The sequence below is a fragment of the Pseudarthrobacter sp. NamB4 genome (genome assembly GCF_005796185.1).
Lineage (GTDB): Bacteria > Actinomycetota > Actinomycetes > Actinomycetales > Micrococcaceae > Arthrobacter.
The window spans coordinates 40,984-56,161 of the sequence record NZ_VAHM01000005.1 but is presented as its reverse complement, the minus strand read 5'-3'; the positions used below and the strand labels follow the sequence as shown (position 1 = coordinate 56,161).

The 15,178-nt window shown below is 65.2% G+C and carries 15 protein-coding genes; 13 read left to right on the top strand and 2 right to left on the bottom strand.

What is annotated here, in order from left to right; all coding sequences use genetic code 11:
- Positions 1-79: 79 nt before the first annotated feature.
- The 7 genes from FDW81_RS06090 (at position 80) to FDW81_RS06060 (ending at position 8,043) form a co-directional block, all read left to right on the top strand.
- A complete protein-coding gene (locus FDW81_RS06090) occupies positions 80-439 on the top strand; it encodes a hypothetical protein (protein WP_370278777.1) in 360 nt (119 codons plus the stop codon).
- Between the two features lie 134 nt (positions 440-573).
- Complete coding sequence (dapA, locus tag FDW81_RS06085) at positions 574-1,482, top strand: 4-hydroxy-tetrahydrodipicolinate synthase (protein ID WP_138133258.1); 909 nt, start codon at positions 574-576, stop codon at positions 1,480-1,482.
- 40 nt (positions 1,483-1,522) lie between these two features.
- A complete protein-coding gene (locus FDW81_RS06080) occupies positions 1,523-3,214 on the top strand; it encodes a ribonuclease J (protein WP_138133257.1) in 1,692 nt (563 codons plus the stop codon).
- Positions 3,215-3,348: 134 nt separating this feature from the next.
- On the top strand, positions 3,349-6,264 hold the full coding sequence (locus tag FDW81_RS06075) for a DNA translocase FtsK (protein ID WP_138133256.1): 2,916 nt from the start codon (positions 3,349-3,351) through the stop codon (positions 6,262-6,264).
- A 23-nt stretch (positions 6,265-6,287) separates the two neighbouring features.
- Positions 6,288-6,932 (top strand): CDP-diacylglycerol--glycerol-3-phosphate 3-phosphatidyltransferase, encoded by a 645-nt coding sequence (pgsA, locus tag FDW81_RS06070; RefSeq protein ID WP_138133255.1) that lies wholly within the window; start codon positions 6,288-6,290, stop codon positions 6,930-6,932.
- A complete protein-coding gene (locus tag FDW81_RS06065) occupies positions 6,929-7,423 on the top strand; it encodes a CinA family protein (protein WP_138133254.1) in 495 nt (164 codons plus the stop codon). Before pgsA ends, FDW81_RS06065 begins: the two co-directional genes overlap by 4 nt.
- A gap of 167 nt (positions 7,424-7,590) precedes the next feature.
- A complete protein-coding gene (locus FDW81_RS06060; RefSeq protein ID WP_138133253.1) occupies positions 7,591-8,043 on the top strand; it encodes a helix-turn-helix domain-containing protein in 453 nt (150 codons plus the stop codon).
- Positions 8,044-8,133: 90 nt separating this feature from the next.
- Here the strand turns inward: FDW81_RS06060 and FDW81_RS06055 are convergent, their stop codons facing one another.
- Positions 8,134-8,670 carry a MarR family winged helix-turn-helix transcriptional regulator gene (locus FDW81_RS06055; RefSeq protein WP_138133252.1) on the bottom strand — a complete coding sequence of 179 codons (537 nt, stop codon included), beginning with the start codon at positions 8,668-8,670 and terminating at the stop codon, positions 8,134-8,136.
- Between the two features lie 41 nt (positions 8,671-8,711).
- Between FDW81_RS06055 and FDW81_RS06050 the strand changes: the two genes are divergently transcribed.
- From FDW81_RS06050 to dapF, 6 genes are all read left to right on the top strand, one after another.
- A complete protein-coding gene (locus tag FDW81_RS06050; RefSeq protein WP_138133251.1) occupies positions 8,712-8,936 on the top strand; it encodes a DUF3046 domain-containing protein in 225 nt (74 codons plus the stop codon).
- Between the two features lie 190 nt (positions 8,937-9,126).
- Positions 9,127-10,182: a recombinase RecA gene (gene recA, locus FDW81_RS06045; protein WP_138133250.1), complete on the top strand. Its 1,056-nt coding sequence runs from the start codon at positions 9,127-9,129 to the stop codon at positions 10,180-10,182.
- A 150-nt stretch (positions 10,183-10,332) separates the two neighbouring features.
- Entirely contained in the window at positions 10,333-10,824 is a 492-nt protein-coding gene (locus tag FDW81_RS06040) for a regulatory protein RecX (RefSeq protein WP_138133470.1), read from the top strand.
- Between the two features lie 18 nt (positions 10,825-10,842).
- Entirely contained in the window at positions 10,843-12,402 is a 1,560-nt protein-coding gene (gene miaB / locus FDW81_RS06035; protein WP_138133249.1) for a tRNA (N6-isopentenyl adenosine(37)-C2)-methylthiotransferase MiaB, read from the top strand.
- A gap of 3 nt (positions 12,403-12,405) precedes the next feature.
- On the top strand, positions 12,406-13,302 hold the full coding sequence (miaA, locus tag FDW81_RS06030) for a tRNA (adenosine(37)-N6)-dimethylallyltransferase MiaA (protein WP_138133248.1): 897 nt from the start codon (positions 12,406-12,408) through the stop codon (positions 13,300-13,302).
- Between the two features lie 56 nt (positions 13,303-13,358).
- Positions 13,359-14,303, top strand: coding sequence for a diaminopimelate epimerase (dapF, locus tag FDW81_RS06025; protein WP_138133247.1), 945 nt, complete (start codon positions 13,359-13,361; stop codon positions 14,301-14,303).
- On the opposite strand, the gene FDW81_RS06020 is transcribed toward dapF, so the two are convergent.
- Positions 14,275-14,898: a class I SAM-dependent methyltransferase gene (locus FDW81_RS06020; protein WP_138133246.1), complete on the bottom strand. Its 624-nt coding sequence runs from the start codon at positions 14,896-14,898 to the stop codon at positions 14,275-14,277. The genes dapF and FDW81_RS06020 overlap by 29 nt on opposite strands.
- Positions 14,899-15,178: the final 280 nt, after the last annotated feature.

Below are 15,178 nucleotides of genomic sequence, written 5' to 3'. Positions count from 1 at the left end.
ATCGTCTCACACCTGCCTGTGCCCCGGTCGTCAGGAAATCTTCCTTGTCTTCGAATATATGTTCGAATACTATTGCTCCATGAACAATCCATCGCCAGGAATTCCTGCTTCCGAGCCGGGCAGTGGCGGACTCATGAAGGCCATGAGCCCAGGTGTCGTCGACTACCTTTTCCGCCAGCTGGTCACTGGCCGTCCGCCGGAGGATGTCCAGTGGGAACAGGAGGGCATCAGCCTCGACGCGCAGCCCGAGGGTGCCGAACTTGCGCGCCGGCTTTCCGAGACGGACATTGACGCCCTGACGCCCGTGGAGCTGTTCCACTACGTCCGGGCCGCCCAGCGGCTCGCCTCGTGGGCGGAGGGGCTGCGGCAGACAGCGGTAGGCCGCTACTGCCACCCACCCGCGGCAGCGCCCCGCCCCGCCAGCCGCCCCGCGTCCTGACTGGCAGCCGTTGGCGGCGTAGAGGGTTCCGGTACGGGGGAGGTGCGGCTGGCTGAGGCGTCTCGGGGTAATTTGACGTGCATCACGTCCGCGGCATTGTCCTAACCAGCCGCGGACAGGGTAACGTTTTTTCCATGGCTGACACATCCGCGCATCTCCCTGCCCTCGGTACTCTTCTGACCGCCATGGTCACGCCGTTCACGAAGGACGGCGCAGTGGATTACGAGCAGGCGGCGGCGCTGGCGAGCAAGCTGGTCGACGACGGCTGTGACGGCCTTGTGGTCACCGGCACCACCGGCGAAACGTCCACGCTGACCGACGAGGAGAACCTCGGCATGTTCCGCGCCGTCAAGGATGCGGTGGGCGGCCGGGCTGCGATCATCGCCGGCACGGGCACCAACGACACCGCCCACTCAGTCCACCTCTCCCAGCAGGCAGCAGCCCTCGGCGTCGACGGCCTTCTCCTGGTAACGCCTTACTACAACAAGCCAAGCCAGGCAGGCGTCCGCGCACACTTCGAGACAATCGCCTCCGCCGTCGACGTCCCCGTCATGCTGTACGACATTCCCGGCCGTTCCTCCATCGCCATCGAGCCGGACACCATGATCCGCCTGGCGCAGCACCCCAACATTGTTGCGGTCAAGGACGCCAAGGCCGACTTCGTCGCCGCCACGCGTGTCATGGCCGAGACGGACCTTCTGTTCTACTCGGGCGACGACGGACTGACCCTGCCGTGGATGGCCCTAGGCGCCGTCGGCCTGGTGGGCGTCACAACGCACGTGGCCACCCGCCGCTTCCGTGAACTCATCGACGCCGTCAACGCGAACGACCTCAGCACCGCCCGGAAAATCAACTTTGAACTCCAGCCCGTAGTCCGCGCCACCATGACGCGGGTCCAGGGGGCTGTGGCGGCCAAGCAGATTCTTAAATGGCAGGAAGTCCTGCCCAACTCGATTGTCCGTTTGCCCCTCGTGGAGCCGGACGAAGCCGAGATCGAAACCATCCGCGGGGATTTGGCGGAAGGGGGGCTGGTCTTTTCCTGAGGACTAAGACCGGCACCTTCCGCCTGGAAAGAAGTGCAATATGACCCAAACCGCCCTCACCGGCCTTGTCACCCCTCCGCGTCTGCCCCAGGGCACGCTGCGGATCGTTCCGCTCGGCGGGCTGGGGGAGATCGGCCGGAACATGGCCGTGTTCGAAATCGACGGCAAGCTGCTGATCGTTGACTGCGGCGTCCTCTTCCCGGAGGAAACCCAGCCAGGCGTCGACCTGATCCTGCCCGATTTCTCCTACATCGAGGACCGCCTGGACGACGTCGTGGCCGTGGTGCTCACGCATGGCCATGAAGACCACATCGGAGCCGTTCCGTACCTGCTGCGCCGCCGCAACGACATCCCGCTGGTAGGCTCGCAGCTCACCCTTGCCCTGATCGAAGCGAAACTGCAGGAGCACCGCATCCGGCCGTACACGCTCACGGTGGAGGAAGGGCAGGTGGAAAAGTTCGGCCCGTTCGAGTGCGAATTCGTGGCCGTCAACCACTCAATTCCCGACGCCCTGGCCGTGTTCATCCGTACCGCTGGCGGCACTGTCCTGCACACCGGCGACTTCAAGATGGACCAGCTTCCGCTGGACGGGCGCATCACGGACCTCCGCCACTTCGCCAAACTCGGCGAGGAGGGCGTGGACCTCTTCATGTCCGACTCCACCAATGCGGACATCCCCGGCTTCACCACCGCGGAGAAGGAAATCGGCCCCACGCTCGAACGGCTCTTCGGCCAGGCGACCAAGCGGATCATCGTCGCTTCGTTCTCGTCCCACGTGCACCGGGTCCAGCAGGTGCTGGACGCAGCGGCCAAGCACAACCGCAAAGTGGCCTTCGTTGGCCGCTCCATGGTCCGGAACATGGCGATTGCGGAAAAGCTGGGTTATCTGGACGTCCCGCCGGGCCTGATCGTGGACATCAAGAACATCGACAACCTGCCGGACAACCGCGTGGTGCTGATGTCCACCGGTTCCCAGGGCGAGCCCATGGCCGCCCTGTCCCGGATGGCCAACGGCGACCACCGTGTGGTGGTGGGCGAAGGTGACACCGTCATCCTCGCCTCGAGCCTGATCCCAGGCAACGAGAATGCTGTCTTCCGGATCATCAACGGACTGCTCAAGCTCGGCGCCGACGTCATCCACAAGGGCAATGCCAAGGTCCACGTTTCCGGCCACGCCGCCGCCGGTGAACTGCTGTACTGCTACAACATCCTGGAGCCGCTCAACGCCATGCCGGTGCACGGGGAAACCCGCCACCTGATCGCCAACGGAAAAATCGCCATCGAGTCCGGCGTCCCCGAAGCCAGCGTCATCCTCGCCGACAACGGCACGGTCATCGACCTCAAGGACCACCGGGCTGACGTGGTGGGACAGGTTGAAGTCGGCTTCATCTATGTGGACGGCTCCAGCGTGGGTGAGATCACTGACGCCGACCTCAAGGACCGCCGCATCCTGGGTGACGAAGGCTTCATCTCGATCATCACCGTCATTCACCGCGCCACCGGCAAGGTGGTATCCGGGCCCGAGATCCATGCCCGGGGCGTGGCGGAAGACGACTCCGTGTTCGACGACATCATCCCCAAGATCAATGCCGCTCTTGAGGAGGCTGTCCTCAACCACGCGGACCACACCAGCCACCAGCTCCAGCAGGTGGTCCGCCGCGTGGTGGGCACCTGGGTCAACCGCAAGCTGCGACGCAAGCCCATGATCATTCCCGTGGTGCTCGAGGCCTGACGGCCATCCAAGGCAAGCGGCCGGCATTCCTGTACCAGCGGGAATGCCGGCTCCAGCCCTTTAAGAGCGGGAACCGGGGCCCGCAGGGCCCCAAATCCCCGGAAAACCAGCCGAACTCCGGTAGCGTTGCCAGCATGGCCACACGTACTACTCCCGCGCCCAATGGATCCAGCAGGGGCAGTGCCGGCAGCAAAACCGGCCGCTCCTCCGGACGCGGTTCAGGCTCCACGGCCGCTAAAACAGGACGAGCCGGCGGCTCGTCCAGCACTGCTCGCACCCGCCAGCTTCCCGCCGTCGAAAACCACCAGCCGTGGCTGTTGCGCGTGGTGGGCGGGGCATGGCTGGGCCTCGGCCACCTGGTGGGCGGAGGAGTGCGGCGGATCGGCCACGACGTAAGCGACCTGCCCGCCGACGAGCGCCGTGACGGCGCGGCGCTGTTCAACCTTGCCCTCGGCATCTTCATCGCCACCTTTGCCTGGTGGGGCCTCACCGGCTGGTTCCCGGACGCCGTCTATGCCGTAGTCAACGGCACCTTCGGCTGGGTCTCGCTGCTGCTTCCCCTGATGCTGTTTGCGTGCGCCTTCCGGCTCTTTCGCCAGCCCGCAGACGGCCGGGGCAACAACCGGGTGGGCATCGGCTTCCTCATCATGACGTTTGCCGGCTGCGGGCTGGCCCACATCCTGGGTGGGCAACCCACCGTTGCCCAGGGCTTCGACGGCCTCCGGCAGGCGGGCGGCATGCTGGGATTCCTTGCCGCATCGCCGTTGGCTGCCATCCACCTGGCAGTTCCGCTCGTCCTGTACTCCCTGCTGGCCTTCGTTTCGCTGCTGATCATCACCGCCACCCCGTTCACCGCGATTCCGCGCCGGCTGCGCGCTGCCTACGAGCACCTGATGGGCATCGACCTGATGGATGAGCAGGACCGGAACACCCACGACCGCAGCTACCTGGAGCGGACTGCGCAGGCCCTGGCCAAAAGCACGCCGAAGAAAAAGAAGCGCCGCCTGTTCGGCAAGGACGAGGAGGAGGGCGGCGCCGCCCTGGACGGCTACGTGGGCGACGAAGCTTTCGAGCACGCAGTGATCGACGACGACGAACCGCAGCAGCCGCGCCCCGCGCCGGGCGTGCGCCGCCCCACCCAGGCCGAGATCGCCGTCGAAAAGATCAAAGCGGCCCAGGGCCTGGGTGCCGCTACCTCCCGGCCGGCTGCTTCGGGCGCGGAAAACGCGACCGAAGCCATTCCCATGATCACCCCCGGGATGGCTGCAGCTGCCGCCAAGCCTGCCAGCGCACCCACCGTGCCCTCCAACCCTGTGGCGCCCGCACCGCCGCCCGTACCCATCCCGCAGCGCACCGAGCAGCTGTCGCTCGCCGGCGACGTCACCTACACGCTGCCTGCCTCGGACTACCTCACGCCCGGCTCCATCCCCAAGGAGCGCACCGAAGCCAATGACGCCGTCGTCGCCGCCCTGACGGACACCCTCCAGCAGTTCAATGTCGACGCCACCGTGACAGGCTTCAGCCGCGGTCCCACCGTGACGCGGTACGAGATTGAACTGGCGCCGGGCACCAAGGTGGAACGCGTCACGGCACTGTCCAAGAACATCTCCTATGCGGTGGCTTCCAGCGACGTCCGCATCCTGAGCCCCATCCCGGGCAAGTCGGCCATCGGCATTGAGATCCCCAACACGGACCGCGAAACTGTATCCCTGGGCGACGTCCTCCGCAGCCAGAATGCCCGGCGGACGGACCACCCCATGGTGATGGGCGTGGGCAAGGACGTGGAGGGCGGCTACGTGGTGGCCAACCTCGCCAAGATGCCCCACCTGCTGGTGGCCGGTGCCACGGGCGCCGGTAAGTCCTCGTTCGTGAACTCGATGATCACGTCCATCCTGATGCGGGCCACCCCGGACGAAGTGCGCATGGTGATGGTGGATCCCAAACGGGTGGAACTGACTGCCTACGAGGGCGTACCGCACCTCATCACGCCTATCATCACCAACCCCAAGAAGGCGGCGGAAGCCCTGCAGTGGGTGGTGCGCGAGATGGACGCCCGCTATGACGACCTCGCCAATTACGGCTTCAAACACATCGACGACTTCAACAAGGCCGTGCGGGCCGGCAAGGTCCAGCCGCCGCCGGACTCGAAGCGCGTCATCCGGCCGTACCCCTACCTGCTGGTGATCGTTGACGAGCTCGCCGACCTCATGATGGTGGCGCCGCGGGACGTGGAAGACTCGATTGTCCGGATCACCCAGCTGGCGCGCGCCGCTGGCATCCACCTGGTCCTGGCCACGCAGCGCCCGTCAGTGGACGTGGTGACCGGACTGATCAAGGCGAACGTGCCCTCCCGCATGGCCTTCGCCACGTCATCCGTGACCGACTCCCGCGTGGTCCTGGACCAGCCGGGCGCCGAGAAGCTCATCGGCCAGGGTGATGCGCTGTTCCTGCCGATGGGCGCTTCCAAGGCCATGCGCGTCCAGGGCGCATGGGTTACTGAATCCGAGATTCACAAAGTGGTGGAGCACGTCAAGACACAGCTCCAGGCTGTCTACCGTGACGACGTCGCTCCCGAAGCGGAAAAGAAGCAGATCGACGACGACATCGGGGACGACCTCGAGGTCCTGCTGCAGGCCACGGAACTCGTGGTTACCACGCAGTTCGGCTCCACCTCCATGCTCCAGCGCAAGCTGCGGGTGGGCTTTGCGAAGGCGGGCCGGCTCATGGACCTGCTGGAGTCCAGGGGAGTGGTGGGCCCGTCCGAGGGTTCGAAGGCCCGCGACGTGCTGGTCAAGCCCGACGACCTTGCGCCGGTCCTGGCCGCGATGAAGGGCCAGGACGCCCCAGCCGCGCCGGACGCCCAGACGGCGGCACTGAGCGACAACGCCAACGCCAACATCCCCCAGGGCGGCTACGCCGAGGACCTCGTCGCTGCCGACCTCGACAAGCGCAAGCAAAACGTTGAATATTACGACGGCTCGGATTCCGCGCCTGGCGGCTATGACGACGACGACGGCTCCGAGGACGCCTGGTCCCTCACCGGCCGCTAGCCCAGAGACTGTAGCCTAGAAACGTGACTAGCACCGATGCCACCGCGGCCGGCCCAGGCCGTGCCGGGGTCTGGAACCTTCCCAATATCCTGACCATGATCCGCATCGCGCTGGTGCCGTTCTTCGTGTGGTTCCTGATCGCCGATGCCCCCGGCCTGGAGAGCGAGTCAGGACCCTGGCGCTGGGCAGCCGTGGTGGCCTTTGCCGTCGCGATCTACACCGACAAACTCGACGGAGACATCGCCCGGAGCCGGAACCTCGTCACGGATTTCGGCAAGATCGCCGACCCCATCGCAGACAAGCTCCTCACCGGTTCCGCGCTGGTGATGCTGTCGGTACTGGGCGAGCTGCCCTGGTGGATGACCCTGGTGATCCTGGTCCGGGAGTGGGGCATTACCGGGCTGCGTTTCTTCGTGATCCGCTACGGGGTGATCCCGGCTTCGCGCGGCGGCAAGCTGAAGACTGTAGTGCAGACTGCCGCGATCTTCCTCTACCTCCTGCCACTGGCGGCGTTCGCCCCGTGGCTGGCGTGGGTGGCGTTTGCCGTGATGCTTGCTGCGGTGGTCATCACCGTCTGGACCGGCGTCGACTACGTCGTTGAGGCGATGCGCCTGCGGGCCAAAGGAAAGCTGCAGGCAAAGGCCGGCAACGGACAGGAGCAGGCGTGAGCAACCAGCACCATCTTTCCCTGCACCAGCTGTCTGAACAGGCGGTGCAGAAAGCCCTGGAACTTCGGCGGACCGTGGCGACGGCCGAATCCCTGACCGCCGGCATGGTGTCCGCAGTCCTGGCCGACACGCCGGGTGCCTCCGGGATGCTGCAGGGCGGTGTTGTGGCTTACCAGAACTCGGTGAAAGCGAACCTGCTGAAGGTCTCCCAGGAGCTGCTGGCCGACGTCGGATCCGTGGACGGCGGAGTGGCCGCCGCCATGGCCGCAGGCGCCCGTACGGCCCTTGGCGCTGATATCGGCGTGGCCACAACCGGGGTGGCCGGGCCGGAAGCGCACGACGGCAAGCCGGTGGGAACTGTGTACATCGGCATCGCCACTGCGGCGGGAACACATGGATTCGAGTACCTGTTTTCAGGAAGCAGGGCAGAAATCCGCGGGCAGGCCTGCGGAGCGGCCCTGGAAAGGCTTTTCGAAGTCCTGTCCCTGTGACCGCTGGCCGGACTATGTTACCGGGCGTAAAGTTGACGGGAACAAAAGCCGGTACCGATTAGTTATTACATTGTGTCGCTTCCGGAGAGTGGAGGCGCCTAGGATGAAATCACCACGACGGTTCGCTTCACGGCGGACCTGACCTATGAGGGAGCAAGGCGATACAGATGGTAAAGCAGCCCGTATCCGTAAACGGCGTTGTCCGCTGGAAGGATGTGGGCCTCGCCGATCAGGGTAAGAGCGAACAGAAGGAGCGCAAGATGGTTGTACTTCGTCACGAAATTGGTGATGTCCTGCGCGATGTCCGCCAGCGTCAGGGGCGTACGCTCCGTGAAGTTTCGCACAGCGCCCGTGTCTCCCTGGGTTACCTCAGTGAAGTGGAGCGCGGCCAGAAGGAAGCGTCGTCCGAGCTTCTGTCCTCGATTTGCTCGGCACTGGATGTTCCGTTGTCCAGCATGCTTCGGGAAGTGAGCGACCGGGTGGCAGTGGCGGAAGGCGTCGCAGTTCCGGACACCGTTCCGCAGGAATTCTCCCAGCGTTACGGCCGCGACCTTGAGCGCGACCTGAACACTGATCTCGACGACGAACTTTCCACTGGCCTTCTCTCCGGCGCCCGGTAGGGGTTTGCGCCGAAGGGCAAGGCAGGGGACACCCACCAAAAGCTGAACATACTGAAGGCCCCCGGCAACGCACCGGGGGCTTCAGCATGTCTACTCCTGCGTGCCGTCCGGGTCCGCCAGCGAGCCATCCCTCGGAAACCCGTCACGCTCGTAGGTGGCGTTGAGCTTGGCCATGTACCGTGCCAGTTCCTGCAGGTCCTCTACCGGCCATTCGCCCAGCCGTTCGCGGAAGACCTGCCGCCGGGCATCCTGGACCTGATGCATCTTCTCTTCCCCCTTGGGAGTCAGCCGGATTGCCTGGGCCCTCCCGTCCAGCGGGTCGGCCTCCTTGGACACGAGGCCGAGGCTTTCGAGGAAGGCGATCTGCCGGCTGACGGACGGTTTTCCCACCCCGATGTTCATTGCAAGGTCAGTGAGGCGGATGGGACCCTCCCGGCGGATCACCGCCAGCAGGCCATAGGCTGCCGGCTCCATATCCGGATGGACCTGGCGGGAGAGCTGGTTGGAAATTGCCCGTGCGCGCCGCCAAAAAAGGCTTATCTGGTGTTCCACGTTCTGCACGGCTGCGTCCACGTCCGCTTCGTCCGGGCGGCCTTCCACGGAGGGGGCATCGGGGGAGTTGCTCATGGCAACAATTCTAGGGCGTGCGTCCGTGAGAGAATTTTCTGGTGCGAATCAGCGACTATTGGCGACTCATGGACGACGAATTTGGTGCCGGGTACTCGCGGGTCCTCAGCAGCAGCCTTGTTCTTGCCGGAGTGGGCGGACGCACCGCAGACCAGGCGCTGGCTGCCGGCGTTGAGCCGCGCCAGGTGTGGCTGGCTGTCTGCGACGTGCAGGATGTGCCCCCTGAGCGCAGGCTCGGCCGCGACATCAAACCCCGCACGGACTGACCGGATTCCCTGGACACGCCGAGCTCCTGTTCGAATACCTGTTCGGGTAAAGATATGCTTTTCCCAGCGGGTTATCCACATAGCCGCCGTCTTCCGGCCGGAATGTCAGTGGGTCCCATTAGCGTCAGAGATGACCAATAAACGGCCGCTGAGGCCACTCCACAGCGAGAAAGCATTAGAGGTGTGAACCATGGCGGCAGCCCCGGATCGTGCAAAAGCGCTCGAAGCAGCCCTTGCCCAGATCGACAAGCAGTTCGGTAAAGGGTCGGTCATGCGGCTCGGCGATGAAGTACGCGCCCCGATCGAGGTTATTCCTACCGGTTCCATAGCCCTGGACGTTGCCCTGGGAATTGGCGGCCTGCCCCGAGGCCGGGTCATTGAAATCTACGGACCGGAATCCTCCGGTAAGACCACCGTTGCCCTGCACGCAGTAGCAAGCGCCCAGCGCGCCGGCGGCATCGCGGCCTTCATCGACGCCGAGCACGCACTGGACCCGGATTACGCTGCCAAGCTTGGCGTGGACACGGACGCCCTTCTCGTCTCGCAGCCGGACACCGGTGAGCAGGCCCTGGAGATCATGGACATGCTGGTGGGGTCCGGCTCGCTGGACATCATCGTTATCGACTCCGTGGCAGCCCTGGTGCCGCGCGCGGAAATTGAAGGCGATATGGGTGACAGCCACGTCGGCCTCCAGGCACGGCTCATGAGCCAGGCACTGCGTAAAATTACCGGCCGCCTTAGCCAGACCAAGACCACCGCCATCTTCATCAACCAGCTCCGCGAGAAGATCGGTGTCTTTTTCGGCTCCCCGGAAACCACCACGGGTGGTAAGGCGCTGAAGTTTTACGCGTCTGTCCGCATCGACGTCCGGCGCATCCAGACCCTCAAGGAAGGCGCGGACTCGGTCGGTAACCGCACCAAGGCCAAGATCGTCAAGAACAAGATGGCCCCGCCCTTCAAGGTGGCTGAGTTCGACATCATCTATGGCCAGGGCATCTCCCGCGAGGGCGGGATCATCGATATGGGCGTGGAGCACGGCATCATCAAGAAGTCCGGCTCCTGGTTCACCTACGATGGCGACCAGCTCGGCCAGGGCATGGAGAACTCCCGCCGGTTCCTGCGCGATAACCCGGAGCTGGCCGCTGAACTTGAGCGGCTGATCAAGGAAAAGCTGGGCGTGGGTGTAAAGCCCGCGGAGCCGGAGTCCAAGGACTCCCCGAAGCTGAAGGCCGTTGACGGGTTCTAGCCGTTGACAGGCTTTGAGAGCGCCCGTCCCTGCCGGCGGAAGGCCGGTGGGCGGCATGGTGCATCCTCTGAAGGTGCTTCCTATGGCGTTGCTTTCCAGGACGGCCCGGATCCCGACTCGCCGGTTGCCGCCGACGCAGAACCGGATCCGGTGTCCGTGGCGCAGTCCATTGTCTACCGGCAGCTCACCGCTTCGGCGAAGAGCAGGCTTCAGCTCGCGCAGAAGCTGGCCGAGCGGAACATTCCCGAGCACGTCGCTGAGGCAGTACTGGACAGGTTCCAAGAGGCCCGCCTGATCAACGACGCCGAGTTCGCGGAGATGTGGGTCCGGAGCCGTGCCCAGTCGCGGAAACTGGCGAAAGGCGCCCTTCGACGTGAACTGGCGGACAAGGGCATCGACCAGGAAACTGCCGCTGCAGCCTTGGAACAGCTTTCGGATGCCGATGAGGAAGCTGCAGCACGGCAACTGGTGGAGCGCAAGATCCGCCCGGGGCTGGATCTTCAGGACCGGGCGGATCGGGACAAAGCGGCCCGGCGGCTGGCGTCAATGCTGGCGCGCAAGGGCTACGAGCCGTCCAAGGCGTTCCGGATCGTGAACGAGGTCCTTGAAGAGCATGCTTTTTCCGACGGTGGCCAAGCGTAAAGCCGGTACCCTTAACAGGTGAGTTTGACCATCCCTTCCTCCCTTTCCGGTACCGGCCCCTCCGCAGAAGCCGTCGGCGCCCCACTGTCAGGCGCCTCAAAGCCGCGCACTTATGAAGTCCGCACGTTCGGCTGCCAAATGAATGTCCACGACTCGGAGCGCATGGCTGGCCTGCTTGAGGACGCGGGATATGTACCGGCTGAGGGCGGCCAGGCCGACGTCGTGGTGTTCAACACCTGCGCCGTGCGCGAGAATGCCGACAACAAGCTCTACGGCAACCTGGGGATCCTGGCGCCGGTGAAGGCGGCAAACCCCGGCATGCAGATTGCCGTGGGGGGTTGCCTGGCGCAGAAGGACCGGGAAACCATCCTGAAGAAGGCACCGTGGGTGGACGCCGTGTTCGGCACCCACAATGTGGGCGCCCTGCCCGCCCTGCTGGACCGGGCCCGGCACAACGACGAGGCGCAGCTGGAGATCCTGGAGTCGCTGGACGTCTTTCCCTCCACCCTTCCCACCAAGCGCGACTCGGTCTACTCGGGCTGGGTGTCCATCTCCGTCGGCTGCAACAACACCTGCACCTTCTGCATCGTCCCCGCCCTGCGCGGAAAAGAGAAGGACCGCCGGCCGGGCGACATCCTCGCGGAGATCCAGGCGCTCGTGGACGACGGCGCCATCGAGGTCACGCTCCTTGGCCAGAACGTCAACTCCTATGGCCTGGAGTTCGGCGACCGGCAGGCGTTCTCGAAGCTGCTGCGGGCGTGCGGCGACATCCAGGGCCTGGAACGGGTTCGCTTCACCAGCCCGCACCCCGCCGCCTTTACCGACGACGTCATCGACGCCATGGCCGAGACCGCCAATGTCATGCCGCAGCTGCACATGCCGCTGCAATCAGGATCGGACAGCATCCTGCGGGCGATGAAACGGTCCTACCGGTCCACCAAGTTCCTCGGCATCCTGGACAAGGTTCGGGAGAAAATTCCGCACGCAGCAATCTCCACGGACATCATCGTAGGTTTCCCCGGGGAAACCGAAGAGGACTTCCAGGCGACGCTGGACGTGGTGGAGCAGTCCCGCTTCGCTACCGCCTTCACCTTCCAGTACTCCAAGCGCCCCGGTACCCCTGCTGCCGAACTGCCGGACCAGCTGCCCAAGTCCGTGGTGCAGGAACGCTTTGAACGGCTCACCGCCCTGCAGGACCGGATTGCAGCGGAGGAGAACCGCAAGCAGGTGGGCCGAAGGGTTGAGGTCATGGTGACGGCACAGTCAGGACGCAAGGCAGGGGAGACCCACCGGCTCTCCGGACGTTCCCGGGACCAGCGGCTGGTCCACTTCTCGGTTCCCGACGGTGCTCCCGCCCCGCGCCCGGGAGACCTCGTCACCGTCACCATCACCGAGGCGGCCTCGTTCCACCTCGTAGCGGACCCCACCCTTGAGGACTACAGCCTCAGGCGTTCCCGTGCCGGTGACGCCTGGGACAGGTCCCAGGCAGATTCCTGCGGGGCACCGGTGCCGGGTGCCGGCACAGGTGCCAAGGGCGTGTCGCTGGGCATGCCGCCGCTGCCAGTGCGCACCCGCTGACCGGTGCCCGCACCGCCAGTCATCGCCGTCGTCGGCCCCACCGGTTCAGGGAAATCGGACCTCGCCGTCAGCCTTGCCCAGGAGCTTGACGGCGAGGTCATCAACGCCGATGCCATGCAGTTCTACCGTGGCATGGATATCGGCACGGCCAAGATCACCTGGGCGGAGCGCAGGGGAGTGCCGCACCATCTGCTCGACACCCTGGACGTCACCCAGGAAGCGAGCGTTTCGCAGTTCCAGCAGCAGGCCAGGGACACCATTGCCGGCATCCATGCCCGAGGGAAGCGTGCAATCCTGGCCGGTGGCTCCGGCCTGTATGTGCGGGCAGCCTTGGATGTCCTCGAGTTTCCGGGAACAGATGCAGCCCTGCGGCAGCAGTTGGAAGACGAACTCACCGCCAAGGGGGCTCCGGAACTGCTGGAGCGCCTGCGCACGGTGGACCCGGAGTCCGCGGGAAGGATCTCCGACGCACGGCGGATCATCCGTGCCTTGGAGGTCTACGAGCTGACTGGCCGCCCATTCAGTTCTTTCATGCCACAGCGCGAGTACTTGCAGCCGGCCGTCCAGATCGGGCTCACCGTGGACCGTGACATGCTCCGGGAGCGGCTGGCCGCGCGGGTCCACCGTATGGTGGACAGCGGCCTGCTCACGGAAGTCCAGCGCCTCGACGCCCAAGGGCTGCGGCAAGGAAAGACCGCTCCCCGCGCCCTTGGATACTCACAGTTCCTGCGCGTCATCGACGGCGAGCTCACCATACCCGAGGCCGCGGAGGACACCATCGTTGCCACCCGCCAGTTCGCCCGGCGCCAGCTCACCTGGTTCCGAGCGGATCCCCGCATCCAGTGGCTGGACTGGCAGGACCCTGAACTGACTGCCCGCGCCGCCTCGCTCTGCGGATAAAGGCTATCTATCCCGCCGTTTCAAACCAGCTCGGCCCGGCCGGTAACCTAGAAACCATGGACACCACCCTCGCAAAGACCACCGAGCCGGCTTTCCGTACCCTCAGCGGGCTCCGCTTTTCGAAGGGGCACGGCACCGGCAACGACTTCGTCCTGGTGGCGGATCCCGACGGCGTCCACGCCATGGCGGCGGAGGAAGTGGCAGCACTGTGCGACAGGCACCGCGGGATCGGTGGCGACGGGCTCATCCGGGCGGTTCCATCGCGCTTCCTGCCCGAAGGCCGCGAACTGTTGGCCGCGGCCCCCCACGCCGAGTGGTTCATGGATTACCGGAACGGCGACGGTTCCCTGTCCGAAATGTGCGGCAACGGCGTCCGCGTCTTCGTCCATTTCCTCCGCACGGAGGGCTTAATTGACCTGCCCGACGGCGGCGCCTTCACCATCGGTACCCGGGCCGGGGTTAAGACCGTAGTGCGGATAGGCGACGACTATGCCGTGGACATGGGCCCCTGGGCGTTCATCTTCCCCGGCGAAGCGACCGCCAAGGGGATGGATTCGCTGGTGACCGCCGAAGGCCTGGAAGTTCCACGCCCCGCACTCTCCGTCAGTATGGGCAACCCGCACACCGTTGTTGCCCTCGCGGAACTCTCCGAACTTGCCGGAACAAGGCTGTTTACCGCGCCCGCCGTGGATCCTGTCCCGGCCAACGGCACCAACGTCGAGTTCGTAGTCCCGTCCGAACCCCTGGTGCACGACGGCGTCGGCTCGGTGACCATGCGCGTGCACGAACGCGGCGTGGGGGAGACCCAGTCATGCGGAACCGGTGCCTGCGCGGCGGCGGTTGCCATCCGGCACTGGGCCGGCGCAGAAGCCCCGGACACCTGGCGCATCCACGTCCCGGGAGGAGTGGTGGGCGTCAAGTTCTTCGCCGGCCCCGCCGGCCACGAGCATGTGGAACTCAGCGGCCCCGCGGTCATTGTGGCAACTGGGACGCTTTCTTGATCTTCAGGATCCTGAATGACTTGGACGTCGCTTCCCGGCTGACACTGAACGATTCGTCCAGCTCAGCAGCAAGCCAGCGCTGAAGCGAGTCCGAGCCCAGGTTTTTCTGGACCACCAGCCACGCCGTCCCCCCCGGCGCCAGTCGCGGCAGCCACATCATCAGGAGCGAGTGCAGTTCGTCCTTGCCAATCCGGATGGGCGGGTTGGACCAGATGGTGTCAAAACGGATCGCCGGGTCCAGAGCCTCGGGCGTGCTGGCCGTGACGTTGGTAAGTCCCAGTGCCGCGGCGTTCTCGTTGGTCAGGGCGATGCAGCGCTCGTTGACGTCCACTGCATAGACCGTGGAGGAGGGTGCCCGCAGGGCCATGGTCAGGGCAATCGGCCCCCAACCGCAGCCGATGTCCAGGAGATTTCCCTGCGGTGCCGGCGCCGGAACCTCGGCAAGGAGGATGGCGGTGCCTTTGTCGATGCCGTCCGGGCTGAAGATGCCGCCGGAAGTCTGCAGCCTGCGCGTCTGCCCGGCAAGCTCGACCGTGAGGGGCTTGCGGGTGAACGGGCCGGCGGGCGTTGCGCTGAAATAATGTGCGGACTCCATAACTGGCCAGAGTAGTTCCCCCTGCAGCTTAAAGTGAAAATCCGCCCCGGGCTGCTCTGCTACCCTGAATGGCATGTTCTTGATCTTCGAGTAACCGGCACGGGCACAGCCCGTCCCGAAGCCTGTCCTCCAGCGACAGCCTGTCCCGCCCAGCGACGCAGGTTTTCTGTGCCTTCCGCTGCGTGCACCGGACCAAGCCCACCCGTTTGATCCGGTCGCCGGACAACACTCGAGAGCCAGCTTTCATTGGACTTCCCGCCGTTTCCGGCTGCTTCCGCAT